Here is a 21,022-nt window from a genome sequence, read left to right as displayed (position 1 = left end):
GCGCAGCCGCCCAGTCGCGGGGCTGGCCCTGCTGCTGGTTGCTGCGCTCGTGTTCCGTGGGATCAGCCATCGTTTTCGGCCTTGGTGGTGCTGGCGACATCGCCGGCGGGTGCTTCGGGGGTAGCGGGGGCGGCAGGCGTCGCCGCTTGCTGGCCGCCGCCGCGCGAGTGGACATAGGCCGCCAGCATCTTGATCGTCACCGGATCGAGCCGGTCCTTCCACGCGGGCATGACGCCGTGGCGGGGCTTGAGGATCTGCTGGCGCACTTCGGCCTCGGTCCCGCCGAACAGCCAGATCGCGTCATTCAATGCAGGCGCGCCCATTTCCGGCATGCCTGCACCCGCAGGCCCGTGGCAGGCAGCGCAGTTTTCCGCGAACAGGGTCGCGCCGGCCGCGTTCGGCCTGGCCTTGCCCGACAGCGACAGGACATGGCCGGTCAGAGCGTTCACCTGCGCAGGCTGGAACATCCCGTCGAAGCCCGGCATGTAATTGACCCGCGTCTGGTCGGCCCCGGCCCAGCGGATGCCGTGGTTGAGGGTGTATTCGATATCGGTCAGCGTGCCGCCCCAGATCCAGTCGTCATCATTGAGGTTGGGGTAGCCCTTCGATCCCGCAGCCCCCGCGCCGTGGCACTGCACGCAGTTGACCTTGAACGCCGCCGCGCCGCCTGCGACCGCCGCCTGCATCAGATCGGGATTGGCGGGCAGCGCCTCGATATCGGTCGCGGCGATTTGCGCGACCACGCCCTGACGGGCGGCTTCGGCGGCGCTCATTTCCTTGGCCAGATCGCCGCGGCTGGACCAGCCCAGCGTGCCATCGGTCGCCTTCTCGATCATCGGCCAGGCGGGGTAGAGCACCACATAGACCGCCGAAAAGGCGATGGTGGCGTAAAAGGTCCACAGCCACCAGCGCGGCAGGGGGGTGTTGAGTTCCTCGATCCCGTCCCATTCATGGCCGACAGTCTCGGTGCCGGTGGGTTGGTCGATACGTTTATTCGCCATCGTCCTGATCCTTGAAAATCGAGTGCTTGGCAGCGGCCACATGGGGCTTCGCGCCGGGGCGGAAGTGCCACAGGCACAGCGTGAGATAGAGCGCGACGATCACCGCCAGCCCGTAGCTGTCGGCAAAGTGGCGCAGGGTTTCATAGAAGCTCACCGGCCCTTCTCCCTGGTCAGCGCTTCCTGCGCGGCGGCGCTGTTCACATCGACCAGCGTGCCGAGCATCTGGAGATAGGCCACCAGCGCATCCATTTCGGTCACGCGCTTCGGATCCCCGTCGAAATCGCGGATCTGCGCCTTGGGATAGCGCGTAGCGAGATCGCCCGCATCGGCATCGGGATTGGCCTGCGCCATCAGATCGGCCTCTGCTGCGGCGATATCGGCATCCGAATAGGGCACGCCCACCCGCCGCAGTGCGGTGAGGTTGGCCGCCGGATCGGGCACCTTCAGATCGGCTTCGGCAAGGAAGCTGTAATTGGGCATGATGCTTTCCGGCACCACCGAACGCGGGGCCTTGAGGTGCTGGACGTGCCATTCATCCGAATAGCGCCCGCCCACCCGCGCCAGATCCGGCCCGGTGCGCTTGCTGCCCCACTGGAAGGGGTGATCATACATGCTCTCGGCCGCCAGGCTGTAATGGCCATAGCGTTCGACCTCGTCCCGGAAGGGGCGGATCATCTGGCTGTGGCAGGTGTAGCAGCCTTCGCGGATATAGATATCGCGGCCCGCCTGCTCCAGCGGGGTGTAGGGGCGCATCCCCTCCACCTTCTCGATCGTGTTGTCGATCCAGAACAGCGGCGCGATTTCCACGATCCCGCCGATCGCCACCACCAGCAGCGTGGCGACCGAAAGCAGGGTGACGTTCTTTTCGAGGCGCTTGTGGCCCTCGAAGGGTTCCTTGCGTTGTGTATCAGTCATGTTCGCGTTCCTTGGCGTGGCCGCTTATTCGGCGGGCTGGGCCTGCGGTTCGGGGAGGATCGGGCGGTCATTGGCCTCATCGTGCGCGGTGTCGCCCAGCGGGGCTTCGTCGCGCAGGTGACCGGCGATGGTCATCCAGATGTTCCAGGCCATGATCACCGCACCGGCGAGGTACATCAGCCCGCCCACGGCGCGCAGGATGTACATCGGGTGGAGCGCCGCGACGGTATCGACGAAGCTGTTCACCAGATAACCGTCAGACCCGTATTCGCGCCACATCAGGCCCTGCGTGATCCCGGCAACCCACATCGACGAGGCGTAGAAAACGATCCCCAGCGTCGCGAGCCAGAAGTGCCAGTTGATCATCCGCAGGCTGTAGAGGCGTTCCTTCTTCCACAGGCGCGGCACGAGGTAATAGACGCAGGCGAAGGTGATCATCCCGTTCCACCCCAGCGCGCCGGAGTGCACGTGGCCGATCGTCCAGTCGGTGTAGTGGCTCAGAGAGTTCACCGCCTTGATCGACAGCATCGGGCCTTCGAAGGTGCTCATCCCGTAGAAGGCGAGCGCCAGCACCATCATGCGGATGATCGGATCGGTGCGGACCTTGTCCCATGCGCCGTTCAGCGTCATCAGACCGTTGATCATCCCGCCCCAGCTGGGCATCCACAGCATGATCGAGAACACCATGCCCAGCGTCTGCGCCCAGTCGGGCAGCGCGGTGTAGTGCAAGTGGTGCGGACCTGCCCAGATGTAGAGGAAGATCAGCGACCAGAAGTGGATGATCGACAGGCGGTAGGAATAGACCGGCCGCCCGGCCTGCTTGGGCACGAAGTAATACATCATCGCCAGGAAGCCGGCGGTGAGGAAGAAACCCACCGCATTGTGGCCATACCACCACTGCGTCAGCGCATCCTGCACACCGGCAAAGGCGCTGTAGCTCTTCGTGCCCAGCAGGCTGACGGGGATCGCCAGATTGTTGACCACGTGCAGCATGGCAATGGTGATGATGAAGGCGAGGTAGAACCAGTTGGCCACATAGATATGCGGTTCATGGCGGCGCAGCAGCGTGCCGACGAACACCGCCAGATAGGCCAGCCACACGATGGTGAGCCACAGATCGACATACCATTCCGGTTCGGCATATTCCTTCGACTGGGTGATGCCGAGCAGGTATCCGGTCGCGGCCAGCACGATGAACAGCTGGTATCCCCAGAACACGAAACGGGCCATGCCGGGGAAGGCGAGCGTGGTGCGGCAGGTGCGCTGCACCACGTAGAAGCTCGTCGCCAGCAGCGCGTTGCCGCCAAAGGCAAAGATCACCGCACTGGTGTGCAGCGGGCGGACGCGGCCGAAGTTCAGGTAAGGTTCGAGGTTGAGATCGGGAAAAGCCAGCTGCAGCGCGATGAACACGCCCGCCAGCAATCCCGCCAGGCCCCAGAACATGGTGGCAATCACGCCCCAGCGCACGACATCATCGTCGTAGCGGCTCGGCCCGGGAGGCATCCTGAAAATGCTCTGGGCCTTGGCCAGCGGGTCGTAGCTGCCCAGCGTGGCAAAGATCAGGATCACGGCAACAAGGCCGACGATCCCCATGTGGATGGCAAACCCGCTGTCCGGGGTCAGCGCGATAGCGGCAATGGCTGCGAGCAGGACGATAGCCCAGACCCCCAGCCGTTTCACGACTGCTTCCATGTTGATTTATCCCTTCCGTCGGCCCGCTGTTTAGCTTGCCCCGGTCTTCCGGTTATTGATCCAGATCAAATTTCACTCAGTTTTTGGATGATGTTCCGCTGTGTCCGGCCTGCCGTCCGGCGATCTTCGCCAGCGCGGAAACGTCCGAAAGGCAGACCTTTGACCGGCCCTCGGTCGTCACCAGACCGGCCTCGCGCAGCTCGGTCAGCTGGCGGCTGACCGTCTCGATGGTGAGGCCCAGACTGTCGCCGATGTCGCGGCGGCTCATCGGCAGCGAGAAGGCACAGGGGCCGGAGGAACAATCCGCCAGCCGCTCTGCCATCGAGACGAGGAAATCGGCGATTCGCGCGCCTGCGGACTTGTGCCCCATCTGCATCATCCGCGTGCGGCTGCGGTGCAGCGCCTGAAGAGAGCGGGTCAGCACCGAACGCAGCACCGCCGGATCGCCCTGGGCAATGTCGAGAAAACGGTCGGCGGGAAACACCACCAGATCGCAATCGGTGAGGCCGATCAGGCGGAAATCCCCGTCGCTCTGGCGCAGCACCGAAATCACGTCGCCGGCGAAATGGAAGGCCAGCACCTGCCCCGAAGGCGCCGCGCCGCCGCCGGTCTGGGCGGCCAGCTTGGCCGAACCGCGGGCGAGGAACACCAGCCGGTCTTCATAAGGATCGGGCGGCAGTTCTCCGCCCTTGGCCAGATGCAGGCAATAGCCGATTTCGCACAGGCGGTCCGCCGTCAGCGCATCGCCCGTGCCGGGCGGCAGCGCGTCACGGAAAGCCTCCATGCATTCCTGCCCGAATGATGTGCTGATTGTCGCCATGATGGTGTGCTTCTGGCGCAGGCACGCGCAATGGTCTTTGATCCTGATCAATGAGCATCGCGCATTCTGCGGGCTATCGGGCGGCCACAGGCAGCAACAATCCTGGGCCACGGAGGGTGGCCACTGCTGCCGCGAAGGATGGATGAAATGAAGACTCTTCTGATGCTTGCCGGTGCGACTTTGGCGCTCGCCGCGACGCCTGCGATGGCGCAGGACGATGACCGTGCGGGCGAGATCCAGTTCAAGGTGCTGGGCACCGCTGTGCTGCCCGATGGCAAGATCACCGATATCAACGTGAACCTGCCGGGCCTGCCTGCTACCACGCAGACCAAGGCCAACGACAACGTCACGCCGACCATCGCGATCGAATATTTCGTCACCGACAATGTCTCGATCGAAACCATCGCGGGCATGACCCAGCACGATGTCGATGCCTCGGCAGGCCTGCCGGTGGGCGCGGAACTGGTGTCCAACGCCAAGCTGATTCCGGCGACTGTCACGGCCAAGCTGCACTTCGATCTGGGCGGGGTGAAGCCCTATGTCGGGGCGGGGCCGTCCTACTTCCTGTGGGTGGGTGACAAGCCGGGTGCGGCAACCCTGCCGCTGGGGGTGACCGAAACCAACCTGTCGAACGAATTCGGCGTGGCGCTGCAGGCCGGCTTCGATGTGCCGGTGAACGACAAGGGGCTCGGCATCAGCGTCGATGTGAAGCGCTATTTCATCGACACCACCGCGCGCTGGTTTGTCGGCAACACGCTGGCGATCGAGACCGAACACAAGCTGGATCCCTGGGTGATCAGCGCCGGGCTTGCCTACCGCTTCTGAGAGGCATCGGCCTGACCTGCAAAAACCCCGCCGGAAGCGCTCCGGCGGGGTTTTTTGTGGGGGTTCAGACCCCGTCTAGGTCGTTCTAGACCCCCTCTAGACCCCTTCTAGGCCTGTTTCGGGTGCCAAAATGGCAATGTTTCACGTGAAACATTGCCATATCGGTTATCGGCTGCGGCGGGTCAGAAATTGTACTGGGTGGAAAACTGCACCCGTTGCAGATTGCCGCTGCGCCCGTCTTCCAGCGTGCGGCTGGCATACATCAGTTCGACCCCGACATTGAGCGGGCCGACCGGGTTCCAGATCAGGTTGGCAAAGGCGTTCCAGCTTTCATCGGTCACCTGATTGGTGGTGAGCCGCACGGGGTTGTCCGCCTTGAAATAGGCCCCCCCGAGGTTGGAGCGCACCCGGTCCGACCAGACATGGCGATAGGCGGCAAAGCCCGACCAGGTGAAGATCGGATCGAGCGTCCCGTCGAGCTTGATCGCGGCATCGTTGACGATGTTCAGCCCGATATAGCGGCCCAGCCCGTCGCCCGCCGTGGCCATGAACCTGAGGTCATCCTTCTCGCCCACCTTGAGCTTGCCCGACAGGCTGAGGCCGTATCCCCATGCGGCATCGTCCACCCCCATCAGATCGTCGGTCGAAACGTGCAGCTGGCGCAGGATCCCGGCGGCGGTGAAACTGCCCCAGTCGCCGCTCCAGTTGTACCGGCCGACAATGTCGGGAATCTGGTCGTCGCCGGGCGTGACCATCGCGCCGTTCTGGGCGGTGACCACGGTTTCGGGCTGTTCGACCGCAAGTTGCAGCCCGCCCTTGGTGTAGCGGATCAGCGGCTGGCGATCGAACACCGTGCCTGGCGTTACGCCAATGAAATCAAGCGAATCCGGCAGCGCACCGACATTCTGGAAGGTCGACCAGCCCTGCCCGAAGGTCCAGTTGTCGTAATTGATCAGGGCATGGCGGATGCGCGGCACAAAGCTGTTCGTCACCCGTTCGTTGCCGCCTTCGGTGACGTTGAAATCAAGCTCGATCAGGCTCGAAAGCTTGTGATCGGTGCCAACGTCAGTCTCGGTCTTGAACAGGAACCGCGTCTGGCGAGCGGAGAAATCGGTGTCGAACCCGCTGGGATTGCCGCCCACCGGGATCGACGAGGGGAACAGGAAATCGCGCAGGATCGAATTGCCTGCCAACTGCCCGCCGCTGGTGCGCTGGCTGGTCGCATCGAGTTTGACATAGCCGCCATAGGTGACCCGTGTCTTGCCCATCCGGAAGCCTTCGCCCGAGGGGATGGCGAAATCGATCAGCTTGTCCGACATCTCGGCCTGACGCGCGGCGAGTGTGCGGGTGGTTTCCTGCGTGGCAGCGGCGTTGGCTTGCAGAGCCTGCTGCTCGGCCCGCAGCGCCCCCGTTTCGGCGCGGATCGCGGCAATCGCCTCGGTCTGCTGCTGGGTGTCCCCCGCTTCCTTGTCGAGCCGCGCAATCAGCCCTTCGACCAGCCGCTCCAGCCGGTCGAGGCGCTGATCAACGCTCGCCTCCTGCGCCAGCGCCGGCGTGGCCGACAGCGCGGTGGCCGCCAGCAAGGCCAGCCGGAGCGCGCGCCCCGTGCGTGTGTGAACCATAAGACCCTCCCATCCTCTCTTATGGCGGCGAGAATGCAGCAGGGCCGCTATGCGCGACAGCTAGCCGATGGTCGTAAGACCTTTGTCTGAGGGCGCGGGGCTGGTAGCCTGTTGTAATACGGGGTCAGAAAAGGGAGAGTCGAGATGATCCACGCCGTCGAGCGGCCCCAGGCCCACACGCCCACCCATTGCACGCCCGAACAATATGCCGCGATGTATGCCGCATCGGTCGAGACGCCCGATGCCTTCTGGCTGGAACAGGCGCAGCGGCTCGACTGGGTCAGGCAGCCCACCATCGGCGGCGACTGGTCCTATGATCCGGTGGCGATCAGGTGGTTCGAGGACGGGCAGCTGAACCTGTGCCACAACGCGGTTGACCGGCACCTTGCCACCCATGCCGAAACGGTCGCGCTGATTTTCGAACCCGACGATCCGGCCGAGGAAAGCCGCAGCCTCACCTATGGCGCGCTCCACAAGGAAGTGGTTCGCATGGCCAATGCGCTGAAAAAGCTGGGCGTTGCCAAGGGCGACCGGGTGACGATCTACATGCCGATGATCCTCGAAGGGGTCATCGCCATGCTCGCCTGCGCCCGCCTTGGCGCGGTGCATTCGGTGGTGTTCGGCGGCTTTTCTCCCGAGGCGTTGGCGGGCCGGATCGAGGATTGCGGCAGCCGCTTTGTCATCACGGCAGACGAGGGCCTGCGCGGGGGCAAGCACATTCCGCTGAAGGCCAATGTCGATGCCGCGCTGAACCTTGCCGCGCACGCCACGCCGGTCGAAGGCGTTCTGGTGATCCGCCACACCGGCGGCGACATCGCGATGCAGGGCGGCCGCGACCACTGGCTCGAAAGCCTCGCCAGCGATGAGGATTGCCCCTGCGAGGTGATGGATGCGGAAGACCCGCTGTTCATCCTCTACACCTCCGGATCGACGGGCAAGCCCAAGGGCGTGCTCCACACCACCGGCGGCTACGGCGTGTGGACGGCGACGACCTTCCACTACATCTTCGATTACCAGCCGGGGGAGGTGTTCTGGTGCACCGCCGATATCGGCTGGGTGACGGGGCACAGCTACGTCGTCTATGGCCCGCTGTTCAACGCGGCGACCGCGGTGGTGTTCGAAGGCGTGCCGAACTATCCCGATCACGGGCGGTTCTGGGACGTGGTCGACAAGCATCAGGTCAACATCATCTACACCGCCCCCACCGCGATCCGCGCGCTGATGCGCGAGGGTGATCACCACGTAACGAGCCGCAGCCGCGCCTCGCTGCGCCTGCTGGGGAGCGTCGGCGAGCCGATCAATCCCGAAGCATGGCGCTGGTATTTCGATGTGGTGGGCGAGGGCCGCTGCCCGGTGATCGACACCTGGTGGCAGACCGAAACCGGCGGCTGCATGATCACCACGCTCCCCGGCGCGCACGACATGAAGCCGGGCAGCGCAGGCCTGCCGTTCTTCGGCATCCGTCCGCAACTGGTCGATAACGAGGGGCACGTTCTGGAGGGCGCCACCGAGGGCAACCTGTGCATCACCCACAGCTGGCCGGGGCAGGCGCGCACGGTCTATGGCGATCATGACCGCTTCGTGCAGACCTATTTCAGCACCTATGCGGGCAAGTATTTCACCGGCGATGGGTGCAAGCGCGACGCGGACGGGTATTACTGGATCACGGGCCGCGTGGACGATGTGATCAACGTCTCCGGCCACCGCATGGGCACCGCAGAGGTCGAAAGCGCGCTGGTGCTCCACGCCAAGGTGGCAGAGGCGGCGGTGGTGGGCTATCCCCACGATATCAAGGGGCAGGGCATCTATTGCTACGTCACCCTGAACGTGGGCGAGGAAGGGACCGACGCGCTGCTGGCCGATCTGAAGGCACAGGTGCGCAAGGAAATCGGCCCGGTCGCCACGCCCGATGTGATCCACTTCACCGATGGCCTGCCCAAGACCCGTTCGGGCAAGATCATGCGCCGCATCCTGCGCAAGATCGCCGAGAACGATTTCGGCGCGCTGGGCGATACCTCGACGCTGGCCGATCCTTCGCTGGTGGACCGGCTGATCGAAGGCAGGCAGAACCGCTGAGGCGCGCATGACCGGCCGCGTCGTCATTGCCGATGATCACCCGCTGTTCCGCAGCGCGCTGGCCCATGCGGTCGGCAAGGTGTGGGACAGCGCGGCGATCATCGAGGCAAGCAGCGCTGCCGAGGCGCGGGCCGCACTGGCCGAAGGCGCTGCCGAAGCCTTGCTGCTCGACCTGCACATGGCGGATTCCAGCGGCCTGTCGGTGCTGATGGACCTGCGGCAGGATTACCCCGCGCTGCCGATCGTGATTGTCTCTGCCAGCGAGGAGCCGCGGGTCGCGGCGGCGGCGGCGCAGCTGGGGGCGGCGGGGTTCATCCCCAAGTCCTCAAGCCTCGATGCCATGCGCGAAGGGCTGGCGGCGGTGCGCGATGGCGATGGCTGGTTCCCCGATACGGGCGAGGGCGAGGATGATGATCTGGCCCGCATCGCCAGCCTGACGCCGGCCCAGCGGCGTATTCTCGCAGCGATCAGGCAAGGCCTGCTCAACAAGCAGATCGCCTACGAACTGGCGATCAGCGAAGCGACGGTGAAGGCCCATATCACCGCGATCCTGCGCAAGCTGGGGGTCAATAGCCGCACCCAGGCGGTGCTGCTGGCAGCCAAGCTCGATGTCGATCAGCCGGTGGCGGATTCGGCGAAAGCCTGATCCGCCTTGCCGGCCCGGCCCTGCGCAAGGGCATTGGCGATAAGGGCGCGCAGCGCGGCCGGGGCAGCGGGCTTGAGCATGCGGTTGGCGCCCATGCGGGCAGCGGCCGCCTCGGTCTCCTCGGCGCTTTCGGCGGTCAGCAGGATCACCGGCGGGCGCGTGCCCCACACCTCGCACAGCGCGGCATAGGCGGCATCCCCGCGCTCGTCCCCGTCGAGGCGGTAATCCATGATCGCCATGTCGGGCGCGTCCGGCGTCAGGGCGAGCGCCTCTGCCAGATTGCCCGCAGCCGTCACCTGCAGGCCCCATTTGCCGAGCAGTGTCGCCAGCGCGGCGAGCGCGGCGGGATCGTTCTCCACCACCAGCACCCGCGCATCGCCGAGCTGGCCGGACTGGCGGCGGGGGGTGGGCATCGGGGCTGCCGCAGCCGCCTCGCGCCGCAGCACCGGCATGGCAAAGGCAAAACTGCTGCCGCGCCCGACAGCCGAGCGGGTCTCGATCTCGAATTCCAGCAACCGCGCCGCCCGCCGCACGATCGCAAGCCCGAGCCCAAGCCCTTCGCGGTCGGTCGAGGTGCCGCGCTCGAACTCGCCGAAAATGCGCTCGCTGTCCTCCGGCGCGATCCCGCGCCCGGTATCAGCCACGCAGACCAGCAGGCGCTCGCCCCGCCGCCGCACCCCGATCAGCACGCCCCCGCGTTCGGTGTAGCGCACGGCATTGCTGACCAGATTGCGCAGCACGCTGGTGAGCAGCGCACGGTCGGCCATCACCCATGCGCTCGTCCGCACCCGCCGCAGCCGCAGCCCCTTGGCCTGCGCCTGCAACGCGAATTCGCGCGCCACATCCTCGAACAGCTGGTCGAGCGCGACCGGTTCGGGCACGGGCACCACCCCGCCGCTGTCGAGCTTTGAGATATCGAGCAGCGCACGGATCAGCCGGTCGGCCGAGATGATCGAACCATCGAGGTCGGCGACCAGCTTTTCCAGCTGCGGCCTGCCGGCGACCTCCTCTCCCAAGGCCGAGGCGAACAGGCGTGCAGCGTTCAGCGGCTGGATCAGATCGTGGCTAGCCGCGGCGAGGAAGCGGGTCTTCGAGCGGGTCGCCTGCGCGAGCGCCTCATTGGCGGCGCTCAATTGGCGGGTGCGTTCGGCGACCTTCTCCTCCAGCGCCTGTTCGGCCCGCCGGTCGGCGGTGATATCGGTGTACGATGTGGTGTAGCCGCCGCCGGGCGTGGGCGCGCCGACGATCCGCAGCACGCGGCCATCGTGCTGCTCGCGCTCGATCCGGTGCTCGGTCCCGGCCCGCATATAGGCGAGGCGGCGGGCGACCTGTTCGGCAATCTCGGCCTCGGGCAGGCGTCCGCGTTCAAGGTTGAACCGGATCAGATCGGCAATCGGCGTGCCGACCTGCACCAGCGTGTCGGGCAGGTCGAAAATCTGCTGGTAACGGCTGTTCCACGCTACCAGGCGCATGTCGCCATCCACCAGTGCCACGCCCTGATCGATGCTCTCGATCGCAGTTTGGAGCAGTTCTCCGGAAAAGCTGAGGCGGCGGCCGGTCTCGCCGAACATGGCGACCACTTCGGGCAGGGGGATCGGATCGCCGCCTGCCCACGATCCCACCAGCATCCGTGCCGATGATGTGCCGATCACGCCTGAAATGACCCGCTCGGCCAGTTCCAGCACCGCCGGATCGGCGGGATCGCCGTTGCGCAGCGGCTGCGCGGCGAGCGCGGCATCGGCCCGCTCGCGCCCGACGAACTGGGCGAGCAGCACCCGCACATCGCCCACCCGCTTGGCCGTGGCGCGGCGCGGCGGGCTGCCCGGCATCGGAGTGCCGACAAACGCCGCCGCCTGCGCCTGATCGAGCAGCGAGGGGATCGCCAGCGCCGAGCCGAACCAGTAAAGCAGCAGATTGACGCCAAGGCTGATCGCCACGCCCGACACCAGCGGATCGGGATGGATGCTGATGAAGGGCACGGTGCCGGTTGCTGCAGGGGCGATCAGCAGCGCCAGCCACAGGCCAAAGCCGCTCGCCAGCCCTGCCAGCATCCCGGCGCGGTTGCCGTGCTGGCTCACCATCCCCAGCACCAGCCCCGGGGCAAACTGCGCGGCGGCGGCAAAGGCAAGCGTGCCGAGGCCCGCCAGATTAGTGATCCCCGCAAAGCCGCGATAGAAGGCATAGGCAGCCGCCAGCAGCGCGGCGATCACCACCCGCCGGATCAGCAGCAGGCGCGCGGGCACGCGGCTGCGATCGCCCTTGCCCGCCAGTGCACGGCGCAGCAGCAGCGGGGCGATCAGATCATTGGTGATCATGATCGACAGCGCCACACTCGCCACCACGATCATCCCTGCCGACGCCGAGAATCCGCCGAGGAACACCAGCACCGCCAACGCCGCATTGTCGGTCGCCAGCGGCAGGGCGAGCACGATGGTGTCGGGATCGGTGCCTGCGGGCAGCACCGCCAGCCCCGCCAGCACCAGCGGCACGATCACCGCTGCGGTGAGAACGAGATAGGCCGGGAACACCCACTGCATCGCGCGCGTGGTGCGTTCGCCGGGGGCTTCGATGAAGCTCATGTGGAACTGGCGCGGCAGGCACAGCACGGCAGCAGCGGCGATCAGGGTCAGGGTGGCAAAGCGCGCATCGATCTGGTCTGCAGCAAACAGGGCAGGGGCGGCAGGTGCGGGAGCCTCGCCCGACAGCAGCAGCCACAGCGCCAGCGCACCCACCGCCAGCAGTGCGGCAAGCTTGACCACGGCCTCCACCGCGATGGTCAGCACCAGCCCGGCATTGTCGCCTGCCCGGTCTGCCCGGCGCGAACCGAACAGGATGGCGAACAGCCCCATCAGCGCCGCAACGATCAGCACCAGCTCGTCTGCCGCGACCTGTGCGCGCAAGGTGGGATCGAGCGTCAGGATCGACGCGCCCACCGATTCCAGCTGCAAGGCCATGTACGGCAGGGTGCCGCAGGCGGCGATCACGGTGACCAGCGCCGCAAGGCTCGCGCTCTTGCCATAGCGGGCCGAGAGGAAATCCGCGATCGAGGTGGAATGCTGCGCCTGCGCCTGCGCGAGGATCTTGCGCACGAGGCCGAAGCCGAGCGCGAAGACCAGGATCGGGCCGAGGTAGATCGGCAGGTAATCCAGCCCGGCGCTCGCCGCCGTGCCGACCCCTCCGAAAAACGTCCAGCTGGTGCAGTACACCGCGAGGCTGAGCCCGTAGATCGTGCCTGCATGGCGTTGCAGCGCCCCGCCGCCACCTGCGCGATCGCGCTCCACCCTGTCACGATGGGCCGCCAGCCAGAACAATGCGCCCAGATAGATTGCAGCGGCAGCAAGCGCCGCGCCCAGCATCATGATCCCGCCCTCTCCCTCGGGTGAAAAGCTACCGCAATCAGGCAAATGTGCAAGCGCGCCCGCACAAAGCGAAAGGGCGGCACCTTGCGGCACCGCCCTTTGCTTGCGACCCGTTGGGGACGGATTATTCGTCGATATTGCGCCGGAAGGTTTCGGGCAGGAACAACAGCCCGATCACCACGGTCGCGGCGCAGATCGCCACCGGATACCACAGGCCGAAGTAGATGTTGCCCGTGGCCGCCACCATCGCGAAGGCGGTGGTCGGCAGGAAGCCGCCGAACCAGCCGTTGCCGATGTGATAGGGCAGGCTCATCGCGGTGTAGCGGATGCGGGTGGGGAACAGTTCCACCAGCAGCGCTGCGATCGGGCCGTAAACCATCGTCACCAGCAGCACGAGGTAGGTAAGGATCGCGATCACCACCGGGGTATTGATCGCATCCGGATCGGCCTTGGCAGGATAGCCCGCAGCGACCAGTGCGGCCTTCACCTCGTCCTGATAGGCGGTGATTGCGGCCTTGCGTTCATCGCCCGTCACCTTGGCCGGATCGGGCGCGGTGAAGGTTGTCCCGCCGATCTTGACCTGCGCGATCGTGCCCGCCTCTGCCTCGACCTTGGTGTAGCTCACACCGCTCTTGGCGAGGAAGGATTTGGCGATGTCGCAGCTCTTGCTGTCGAACTTGTTCTTGCCGATCGGGTCGAACTGCACCGAACAATCGTCATTGTTGACGATCACGCTCACCGGTGCGCTCGCCTGCGCCTGTGCCAGCGCCGGATTGGCCGCCTCGGTCAGAGCGTGGAAAGCGGGGAAGAACGTCACCGCCGCCAGCGCGCAGCCGGTGAGGATGATCTTCTTGCGCCCGATCTTGTCCGACAGCCAGCCGAAGAAGATGAAGAACGGCGTGCCGATGGCCAGCGCGACCGCGATCAGGATATTGGTCGTCGCGCCGTCAACCATCAGGATCTTCTCGAGGAAGAACAGCGCGTAGAACTGGCCGGTGTACCACACCACCGCCTGGCCCGCGACCGCGCCCAGCAGTGCGATAAGCGCCCACTTGCCGTTCTTCCAGTTGCCGAAGGCTTCCGAAATCGGGGCCTTGGAATTGGTGCCTTCCTCTTTCATCTTCTGGAAGACAGGGCTTTCCTGCAACTGCATGCGGATCCACAGCGACACGCCCAGCAGCAGCACCGAAATCAGGAACGGCACGCGCCAGCCCCAGTCCTTGAAAGCTTCTTCGCCGATGGCCGTGCGGGTGCCGATCACCACCAGCAGCGCGGCGAACAGGCCGAGCGTTGCGGTGGTCTGGATGAAGCTGGTGTACAGCCCGCGCTTGTTGTTCGGCGCGTGTTCGGCAACATAGGTCGCCGCCCCGCCATATTCCCCGCCCAGCGCAAGGCCCTGGAGCAGGCGCAGCACCACCAGCATGATCGGGGCAGCCACCCCGATGCTGGCATAGGACGGCAGCACGCCCACAGTGAAGGTGGCAAAGCCCATCAGGCCCATCGTCACCAGGAAGGTGTATTTGCGGCCCACGAGATCGCCGAGCCGCCCGAACACCAGCGCGCCGAACGGACGCACCGCAAAGCCCGCGGCAAAGGCGCCCAGTGCGAAGATGAACCCGGTGGTCTCGTTCACCCCGGAAAAGAATTGCGCCGAAATGATCGTCGCCAGAAGGCCGTAGAGGTAGAAATCATACCATTCGAACACCGTGCCCAGCGACGAGGCCAGGATGACGCGCTTTTCCGTCCCTGTAACCTCGTGGTGCTTGGGCAGGGCGCTTTCATAAGTCGTCGCCATTGTCCGTCTCCCGCTTGTGCGCTCGATCCCCCGGCAGCCCACGGGGCCGCTCTATGTCGAGGATTGCATGGTCGCGCTTTGCGCCGCTGCGCGAAAGCTAGACCTTGGTCGCATGGGACGACGTTGCTGGCGTTACTCGATGGCTTCGAAGGTGAACCGCAAGTCCGGCGTCTCGATCACCAGCTGGCGTCCGTCGAGCGTGGTGAGGAAACGCTGCGCGCCTTCCATTCCGCCCGCCAGCTGGTCGCCGAAGCTGGGCTGGGGGCAGAGCATTCTGGTGCTGGCGACCGGTCCGAAGCTGATGGTGCCTGCGCCATTGGCGGGTTGCCCCGCCGTCCAGGTGGAACGCCCGCGGTTGCAATCGAGCTGCAACTGCACCTCGCCGCCGTCGACAAAGGCCAGCGTGTGCTGCCGCTGGAGTGCCGGGGTGAGCGTGGTGGTGCTGCCCGATGTGTCGATCGCGACCAGTTGCCAGTCGGTCCCGGTCAGGGGGTGGGTGTCCGGCAGGGTCACGCAGCCGGCCAGCGCGACGGCGGCGGCGAGCGGGGCGAGGGCAGCGGCAAAGGGCTTCATCGGCGGGTCTCCGTTGGTGCAGGGCGGGCTATGCACCCGCTTTCCTGAACAGACGCAAACCGGCGGCCAATCCGGACTGGCCCGGCGCCACGAAAAAGCCGCCGGAGCGCGAACTCCGGCGGCCTTTGTGTGCCCTGGTATGGCCGAAGCGATCAGGCTTCGCGGGTGCCCGACAGCGGCATGGCGCCGAAGGCACCGGCATTGACCGAACCGGTCAGCGTGTCGCCATCGATGGTCGCTTCGCAATCGAGCGTCATCGGCATCGGCACGACCATGTTCATCTTCCACTTGATGGTGTTGCCTTCGATGGTGCCGCCGGCAATGTCCATCGAACCGAGGCTGCCGATCAGCGAACCCGAAAAGGTGTCGCCATCGGGGACCACGGTGAGGGTGCCGGTCTGGTCGCCCATCGGGCTCTTGACGGTGGTCTTGTAGGTTCCAGCAACAGACATAATTCCACTCCCTCGCTAGGCCCCGCGGTGCGCCGGGCCGTGATGTCAGGTCACGCTATTTACACTTATGTCAGTGCGCTTCAACCCGCTTCGGGCCGAAGCGCACCGGCAACTCCTTATTCGCCTTCCATCTCGCGCTGTTCGATCGGCAGGCCAAGCGGTTCGAGCTGGGCGCGGACCTTGGTGGCATCGCCGACCACGACCCACACGAACTTGTCGGTGTCGATGGCCGAGCGGGCGACGGCATCGAGCGCTTCGGCAGTCTGCGCGCGATAGACGCTGGCGAGCGTTTCCTGATAATTGTCGGGGCGGCCGAACAGGGCGTTGCTCTGCATCGCGCCGAGCACTGCGGGGGAGGTTTCAAACCGGCCCGGCAGCGCGCCGACTTCGCTGGCGATGTTGCGCGCCAGTTCGTCTGCGGTCACGCCCTTTTCGGTCAGGAACTCCTTCGTCTCGCGCAGCATTTCTGCCAGCGAATCCCCGGTACGGTCAGCCTGCACGCCGCCCGAGATGGCATAGACCACCGCGTTTTCGCGCGCCTGCGTCCCGCCGCGCACGCCATAGCTCCAGCCCTTGGTCTCGCGCAGGTTCATGTTGAGGCGGGCAAGGAAGTTGCCGCCCAGCGAGTTGTTGGCGCTGTTGAAGGCGATGAAGGCCGGATCGCCGGCGTCCAGCGGCGTGACCTGCGCGCCGAGGATGAAGCTCTGCGGCGAGTTGGGCCGGTTGACGAGGATGATCCGGTTGCCTTCGCCCTTCTGCGCGGCGGTGACCTGCTTGGCGCCCTTGGGCGTCTTGGGTGCCTTCCAGTCGCCGAAGCTGGCATCGAGCGCCTTGACGATCTCGGCCAGCGGGCGATCCGAAATCACGAACACCTCGCCATTGTCGGGGCGGATCCAGCTGTCCTTGAAGGCGATCAGATCATCGCGGGTGATGCTGCTGACGCTGGCGATGGTGTTGACCCCGCCATAGGCGCTGTCTGCCCCGAACAGTTCGGGCGCGATCGTGCGCTGGGCGATGCCCTGCGGCGACTTCATCGCCTGACGGATGCCGGTGACCGTCTGGGTGCGCACGCGTTCGAGGTCGGCCTGGTTGAAGGCAGGCTCGCGCATGATCTGGCGCATCAGGTCGAGCGACGGTGCGAGGTTGGCGGTCAGGGCCGACATGGTGAAGGTCGAACGGTCATCGCCGCCGCCGGCATTGATGCTGACGCCCAGACGCTCGCTCGCTTCGGCGATCTGCTGGCCGGTCAGATTGGCGGTGCCTTCGGTGAACAGGTTCATGGTCAGGCCTTCCAGCCCGGCCTTGCCCGCCGGATCGGCGGCGCTGCCCGCGTTGAAGCTCATCGCGACATAGGTCGCCGGAACCGCAGTGCGGCGGGCATAAGTGACCTTCATGCCGTTCTTGAGCGTGGCGCGCTCGATATCGGGGAAATCGAGTTCAGCCGTGGTGTCGATCGCCGGCTTGGGCCGCTCCATGGTTACGGTCAGCGTTTCCGCAGCACGGTCGCGCTCGCTGGCATTGGCTCCGCCGCCGACCGAGGCGGCTTCCTGATAGGTCGCATCGCGCTCGCCCGGTTCCAGCACCAGCGTGAAGGCGGGGCGGGTCATCCATTTGGCCATCGCGGCCTTGACGTCGGCCGGGGTGACCTTGGCCAGCTGCTCGAGCTGGGTGGCGTAGAACGAGGCATCGCCCGCCAGCACTTCGCCATTGGCCAGCGTCACGGCCTTGCCGCCGAACCCGCCGACCTGTTCCAGACCGCGCACGGTGCGCGCAAGGCTGCTGGTTGCGGCCCGGCGCACTTCGTCTTCGGTCGGACCTTCGGCGATGAACTTGGCCACCAGTTCATCCAGCCGCTTTTCGAGCACGGCCAGATCGACGCCCGGCTTGGCGGTGGCGTTCACCGAAAGCAGGCCGACGCGCTGGAAATTGCTGCTGTTGGCCGACACGCCGACCGCCAGCTGCTCGTCGCGCACCAGCACTTCATCAAGACGGCTCGACGCCAGCCCGCCGAGGATCGCCGCGCCGACATTCAGCGCGGTCAGATCGGCATCGGTGATGCCCGGCCCCGGCCAGTAACGGGTGATGCTGGTTGCGGCGACCTGATCCTTCATCACCTTGCGCACATCCTGCGCGAGGGTCGGCACTTCGGCTGCGGCGGGGGTGTTGACCGGGCCGCGCTTGATGCTGCCGAAATACTTTTCGGCCAGCACCTTTGCCTCGGCGGCAGAGACATCGCCCGCCATCACCAGCGTCGCGTTGTTGGGGCCGTACTTGTCGGTGAACCACTGGCGCACATCGTCCATCGACGCGGCATCAAGGTCCGCCATCGAGCCGATCACCGAGTGGTGATAGGGGTGGCCTTCGGGGAAGATCGTTGCCAGCAGTTCGTAGAACACCAGACCGCCGGGCTGGTTGTCGCCCTGACGCTTTTCGTTCTGCACCACGCCGCGCTGGTTATCGAGCTTCTCCTGCGTCACCGCGCCGAGCAGATAGCCCATGCGGTCGCTTTCCAGCCACAGCGCGCGTTCCAGCGCGGGGCGGGGCACGGTCTGGAAATAATTGGTGCGATCGAAATTGGTGGTGCCGTTGTAATCGGTCGCGCCCATTTCGGCGAGGTACTGGAAGTAATCCTGCGGCGCGTTTTCCGATCCGTTGAACATCAGGTGTTCGAACAGGTGGGCAAAGCCGGTCTTGCCCTTGGGTTCGTCCTTCGATCCGACATTGTACCACACGGCGACGCCCACAACGGGGGCCTTGCGGTCTTCATGGACGATCACTGTCAGCCCGTTGTCGAGCTGGAATTTCTCGTAGGGGATCTGCACCTGCGCCACCAGCGCGGGCAGATCGGCGGTCGCCTGCGGCGCGGCTGCGGCAGCCTTGTGATTGTCGGCCAGCGCCGGAGAGAACGGCGCGGCGAGCGCAAGGGCGAGCGCCGAAAGGCTGGCGGCAGCAAAACGATGGGTCATCAGTGAAGGCTCCGTTGAAAGGAAGGACGTCAGGAATTGCGCCGGTCAGCGCGCATTGGAAACCACGCGCCGGTTGCTGGCATTCGCCAGCAAATCATCGCGCCAGAAATAGACCGGTTTCAGCTTGTGATCGACGAACAGCCGCATCTGGTCGGTGTAATGCGGACTCTTCGGGCGGGTCGTTGCCGCGCCGAAGGGCTGGACGGAACGCGAGGCAACCCTTTGTCCCGGCTGCCATTCGATCCACATGATGAAGCTGTCCCCGTGCTTGAGGCTGAGGCGGCCATCCTCGTCCACGTCCCAGGTGGTCGAGGCGCGCAGCGTATCCGATCCGCCATCGAGCGGCAGATCGAGCCCGCCCTGCCTGAGGCGCAGCAGATCGGCCATCGGCGGATCGAGCCGCCCGAAATGGGTTGTCAGGTGATCGGCGGCAGCTTGCAGTTTCGCGGCCACATCGGGGAAGGGCTTGTTGTTGTAATCGGCCGACATGAAGTCGCGGATCATCAGCAGTGCGATGGCATCGGCCTCGCCTTTGCCATCAGCGGTGAAATCCCACGACAGCAGCAGATCGCGGGCCTTTGCCAGCTCGCCTTCGGCCTTCATCGCCGCCAGCGCATCGAACAGCCGCGCGACATAGCCTTCGCGTTCATAGCCGGTGTCGTACTTGATCCGCTCCAGCGTCGCCCGGTCAAGCACGCTCGCTTCCGACAGCAGCTTGTAGGCCCGGCGCGAGCGGTTGGTCTGTTTGCGTTCGATGCCCATTACCGGCGAGAACGCATCAGGCGACAGATCGCTCCCGGCACCGGCTGCGGTAAAGGGTTCGTTGTTGGCATTGTAGATCCACCCGCTGGCCGGGTTCACGATCTTGGGCAGGGCGGCATAATCGACCGCGCCCTGCCAGATCAGGTCCTTGCGATCGCCCGGCAGGATATTGCGCCAGTCGGCTTTCACCCCTTCGGGCCGGTTCGGGATTGCCGCATTGTAGACATAGGCGATGGTGCCGTCCTTGTCGGCATAGATGAAATTGGTCGAAGGGATTGCCATCCGGGCAATCTGCGCTTCCCATTCGGCAAAGCTGGTGGCCTTGTTGATGCGGTAATAGGCATCGAGCTGTTGCAGCTCGCCGATCCCGCCGTAACGGATGGCGAAGGCCCCCTTGTCGTTGCGGATCACAGGGCCGTGCACACTGCGCAGCACTTCGCGCCGGATCGGCAGGACGGCGGGGCCGACCTTGACCGGCAGCGTTACCCATTCGCTTTCCAGATACCACCATTCTCCATCGAGCCTGTAGCGGGTGCCGGTCTCGTCCAGTTCAAGCTGGTAGATGTCGATCATGTCGGGCGTGTTGACCGTGTTGGTCCAGCCCAGATGTTCGTTGTGGCCGAGGAAGGGGAAGGGCGATCCGGGGAAGTTCGCGCCCGCAAAGTGCCAGCCTTCGCCGCTTTCGACCACCAGTTCATACCACGCCACCCCGCCGCGCAGGGGCTGGTGCGAGTTGGAGACCAGAGTGGTCGGCCCGCCCGATTTTTCCGGCGCCACCGCAAAGGCGTTGGAGCCGAGGTGCTCGCCATCCTCGCCCAGCGGCAAGACCAGTGTGCGGGCCTGCTGCCGCGTTGCGGCAGCCTCGGCAGGGGATGCACCCGGTAAGGGCGGGCGCGGGAAGCCGGGGATGTCGGGGCCATGTTCGCGGCGCAATTCCTCGCCTGCCACCAGCGGTCCGATCACGCCATCGAGCCCGAAGAAGAACGGCTGGCGCAGCGCGAAACCGGCGGCCACATCCATTCCGCTGACGGGAAACAGGTTCGCCAGCTTGATTTCCTGCGGATGGGTTTGGGCATAGTGGTTGAGGCCCGCGGCATAGGCTTCGAACAGGGCGCGGGTATCGGCGGGAAGCTGCGGGTATTGCCGCTCGGCCGTGCCGCGCGCGTCGATCAGGTGATAGACGTAATCGACCTTCGCCCCTTCCTCGCCGGCAATCGCGCCATACCGCCCGCGGCTCATCGCGATCACATCCTGCAGGGTGAAGAAATCATCCTCGGCATGGGCAATGGCGACCCCGAAGGCGGCATCGGCGTCGGTCTTGCCGTAGATGTGCGGCACGCCGAAGCTGTCGCGGATGATCTCGGCCGAATAGGTCTGCTGGCTTGCCGTAGCATTGGCTGCACTGGCAAAGAACGGTTCCCACGTGGCGAGACCCGCGACCGCCACAGCCGAAAGTCCGCCCAGCGCGATCACCGCGCCTTTCACCCAATTCATCGCGCTGTCTCTCCCAAAAACCGC

At 65.5% G+C, this 21,022-nt stretch carries 15 protein-coding genes; 3 read left to right on the top strand and 12 right to left on the bottom strand.

Annotated elements, in window-relative coordinates; genetic code table 11:
- Positions 1 to 62 precede the first annotated feature (62 nt).
- The 5 genes from ccoP to ACU0AG_RS01295 all read right to left on the bottom strand — a co-directional run bounded on the left by ccoP (position 63) and on the right by ACU0AG_RS01295 (position 4,428).
- Positions 63 to 1,001 (bottom strand): cytochrome-c oxidase, cbb3-type subunit III, encoded by a 939-nt coding sequence (gene ccoP / locus ACU0AG_RS01315; RefSeq protein WP_482780451.1) that lies wholly within the window; start codon positions 999 to 1,001, stop codon positions 63 to 65.
- Positions 991 to 1,155, bottom strand: a complete 165-nt coding sequence (locus ACU0AG_RS01310) for a cbb3-type cytochrome oxidase subunit 3 (RefSeq protein WP_482780450.1) — start codon at positions 1,153 to 1,155, stop codon at positions 991 to 993. Before ACU0AG_RS01310 ends, ccoP begins: the two co-directional genes overlap by 11 nt.
- On the bottom strand, positions 1,152 to 1,916 hold the full coding sequence (gene ccoO / locus ACU0AG_RS01305) for a cytochrome-c oxidase, cbb3-type subunit II (RefSeq protein WP_482780449.1): 765 nt from the start codon (positions 1,914 to 1,916) through the stop codon (positions 1,152 to 1,154). Before ccoO ends, ACU0AG_RS01310 begins: the two co-directional genes overlap by 4 nt.
- Positions 1,917 to 1,940: 24 nt before the next feature.
- Positions 1,941 to 3,608: a cytochrome-c oxidase, cbb3-type subunit I gene (gene ccoN / locus ACU0AG_RS01300; RefSeq protein WP_482780448.1), complete on the bottom strand. Its 1,668-nt coding sequence runs from the start codon at positions 3,606 to 3,608 to the stop codon at positions 1,941 to 1,943.
- Between the two features lie 76 nt (positions 3,609 to 3,684).
- Positions 3,685 to 4,428 carry a Crp/Fnr family transcriptional regulator gene (locus ACU0AG_RS01295; protein ID WP_482780447.1) on the bottom strand — a complete coding sequence of 248 codons (744 nt, stop codon included), beginning with the start codon at positions 4,426 to 4,428 and terminating at the stop codon, positions 3,685 to 3,687.
- A gap of 147 nt (positions 4,429 to 4,575) precedes the next feature.
- On the opposite strand from ACU0AG_RS01295, the gene ACU0AG_RS01290 reads away from it, so the two are divergent.
- The gene (locus ACU0AG_RS01290; RefSeq protein WP_482780446.1) at positions 4,576 to 5,253 is read left to right on the top strand and encodes an OmpW/AlkL family protein; all 678 of its coding nucleotides are present in this window, start codon (positions 4,576 to 4,578) and stop codon (positions 5,251 to 5,253) included.
- 182 nt (positions 5,254 to 5,435) lie between these two features.
- Here ACU0AG_RS01290 and ACU0AG_RS01285 read toward each other — a convergent pair whose 3' ends face one another.
- Positions 5,436 to 6,875 (bottom strand): DcaP family trimeric outer membrane transporter, encoded by a 1,440-nt coding sequence (locus ACU0AG_RS01285; RefSeq protein ID WP_482780445.1) that lies wholly within the window; start codon positions 6,873 to 6,875, stop codon positions 5,436 to 5,438.
- Between the two features lie 144 nt (positions 6,876 to 7,019).
- Here ACU0AG_RS01285 and acs point away from each other — a divergent pair, with 144 nt between their 5' ends.
- A complete protein-coding gene (gene acs, locus ACU0AG_RS01280; RefSeq protein ID WP_482780444.1) occupies positions 7,020 to 8,951 on the top strand; it encodes an acetate--CoA ligase in 1,932 nt (643 codons plus the stop codon).
- Between the two features lie 7 nt (positions 8,952 to 8,958).
- Positions 8,959 to 9,597 (top strand): LuxR C-terminal-related transcriptional regulator, encoded by a 639-nt coding sequence (locus ACU0AG_RS01275; RefSeq protein WP_482780443.1) that lies wholly within the window; start codon positions 8,959 to 8,961, stop codon positions 9,595 to 9,597.
- Here ACU0AG_RS01275 and ACU0AG_RS01270 read toward each other — a convergent pair.
- The 6 genes from ACU0AG_RS01270 to ACU0AG_RS01245 all read right to left on the bottom strand — a co-directional run bounded on the left by ACU0AG_RS01270 (position 9,567) and on the right by ACU0AG_RS01245 (position 20,998).
- The gene (locus tag ACU0AG_RS01270; RefSeq protein ID WP_482780442.1) at positions 9,567 to 12,956 is read right to left on the bottom strand and encodes a hybrid sensor histidine kinase/response regulator; all 3,390 of its coding nucleotides are present in this window, start codon (positions 12,954 to 12,956) and stop codon (positions 9,567 to 9,569) included. The genes ACU0AG_RS01275 and ACU0AG_RS01270 overlap by 31 nt on opposite strands.
- Positions 12,957 to 13,080: 124 nt before the next feature.
- Positions 13,081 to 14,751, bottom strand: a complete 1,671-nt coding sequence (locus ACU0AG_RS01265) for an MFS transporter (protein ID WP_482780441.1) — start codon at positions 14,749 to 14,751, stop codon at positions 13,081 to 13,083.
- 132 nt (positions 14,752 to 14,883) lie between these two features.
- Positions 14,884 to 15,324 (bottom strand): META domain-containing protein, encoded by a 441-nt coding sequence (locus tag ACU0AG_RS01260; RefSeq protein ID WP_482780440.1) that lies wholly within the window; start codon positions 15,322 to 15,324, stop codon positions 14,884 to 14,886.
- Between the two features lie 152 nt (positions 15,325 to 15,476).
- Entirely contained in the window at positions 15,477 to 15,776 is a 300-nt protein-coding gene (locus ACU0AG_RS01255) for a lipocalin/fatty acid-binding family protein (protein ID WP_482780439.1), read from the bottom strand.
- Positions 15,777 to 15,892: 116 nt separating this feature from the next.
- Positions 15,893 to 18,742 (bottom strand): M16 family metallopeptidase, encoded by a 2,850-nt coding sequence (locus ACU0AG_RS01250; protein ID WP_482780438.1) that lies wholly within the window; start codon positions 18,740 to 18,742, stop codon positions 15,893 to 15,895.
- A 45-nt stretch (positions 18,743 to 18,787) separates the two neighbouring features.
- On the bottom strand, positions 18,788 to 20,998 hold the full coding sequence (locus ACU0AG_RS01245) for an acylase (protein ID WP_482780437.1): 2,211 nt from the start codon (positions 20,996 to 20,998) through the stop codon (positions 18,788 to 18,790).
- Between the last annotated feature and the right edge of the window lie 24 nt (positions 20,999 to 21,022).

This window comes from Erythrobacter sp. RANMB8, from assembly GCF_056848235.1.
The sequence above is the reverse complement of the archived record's forward strand: the minus strand, read 5'-3'. Positions and strand labels throughout refer to the sequence as shown.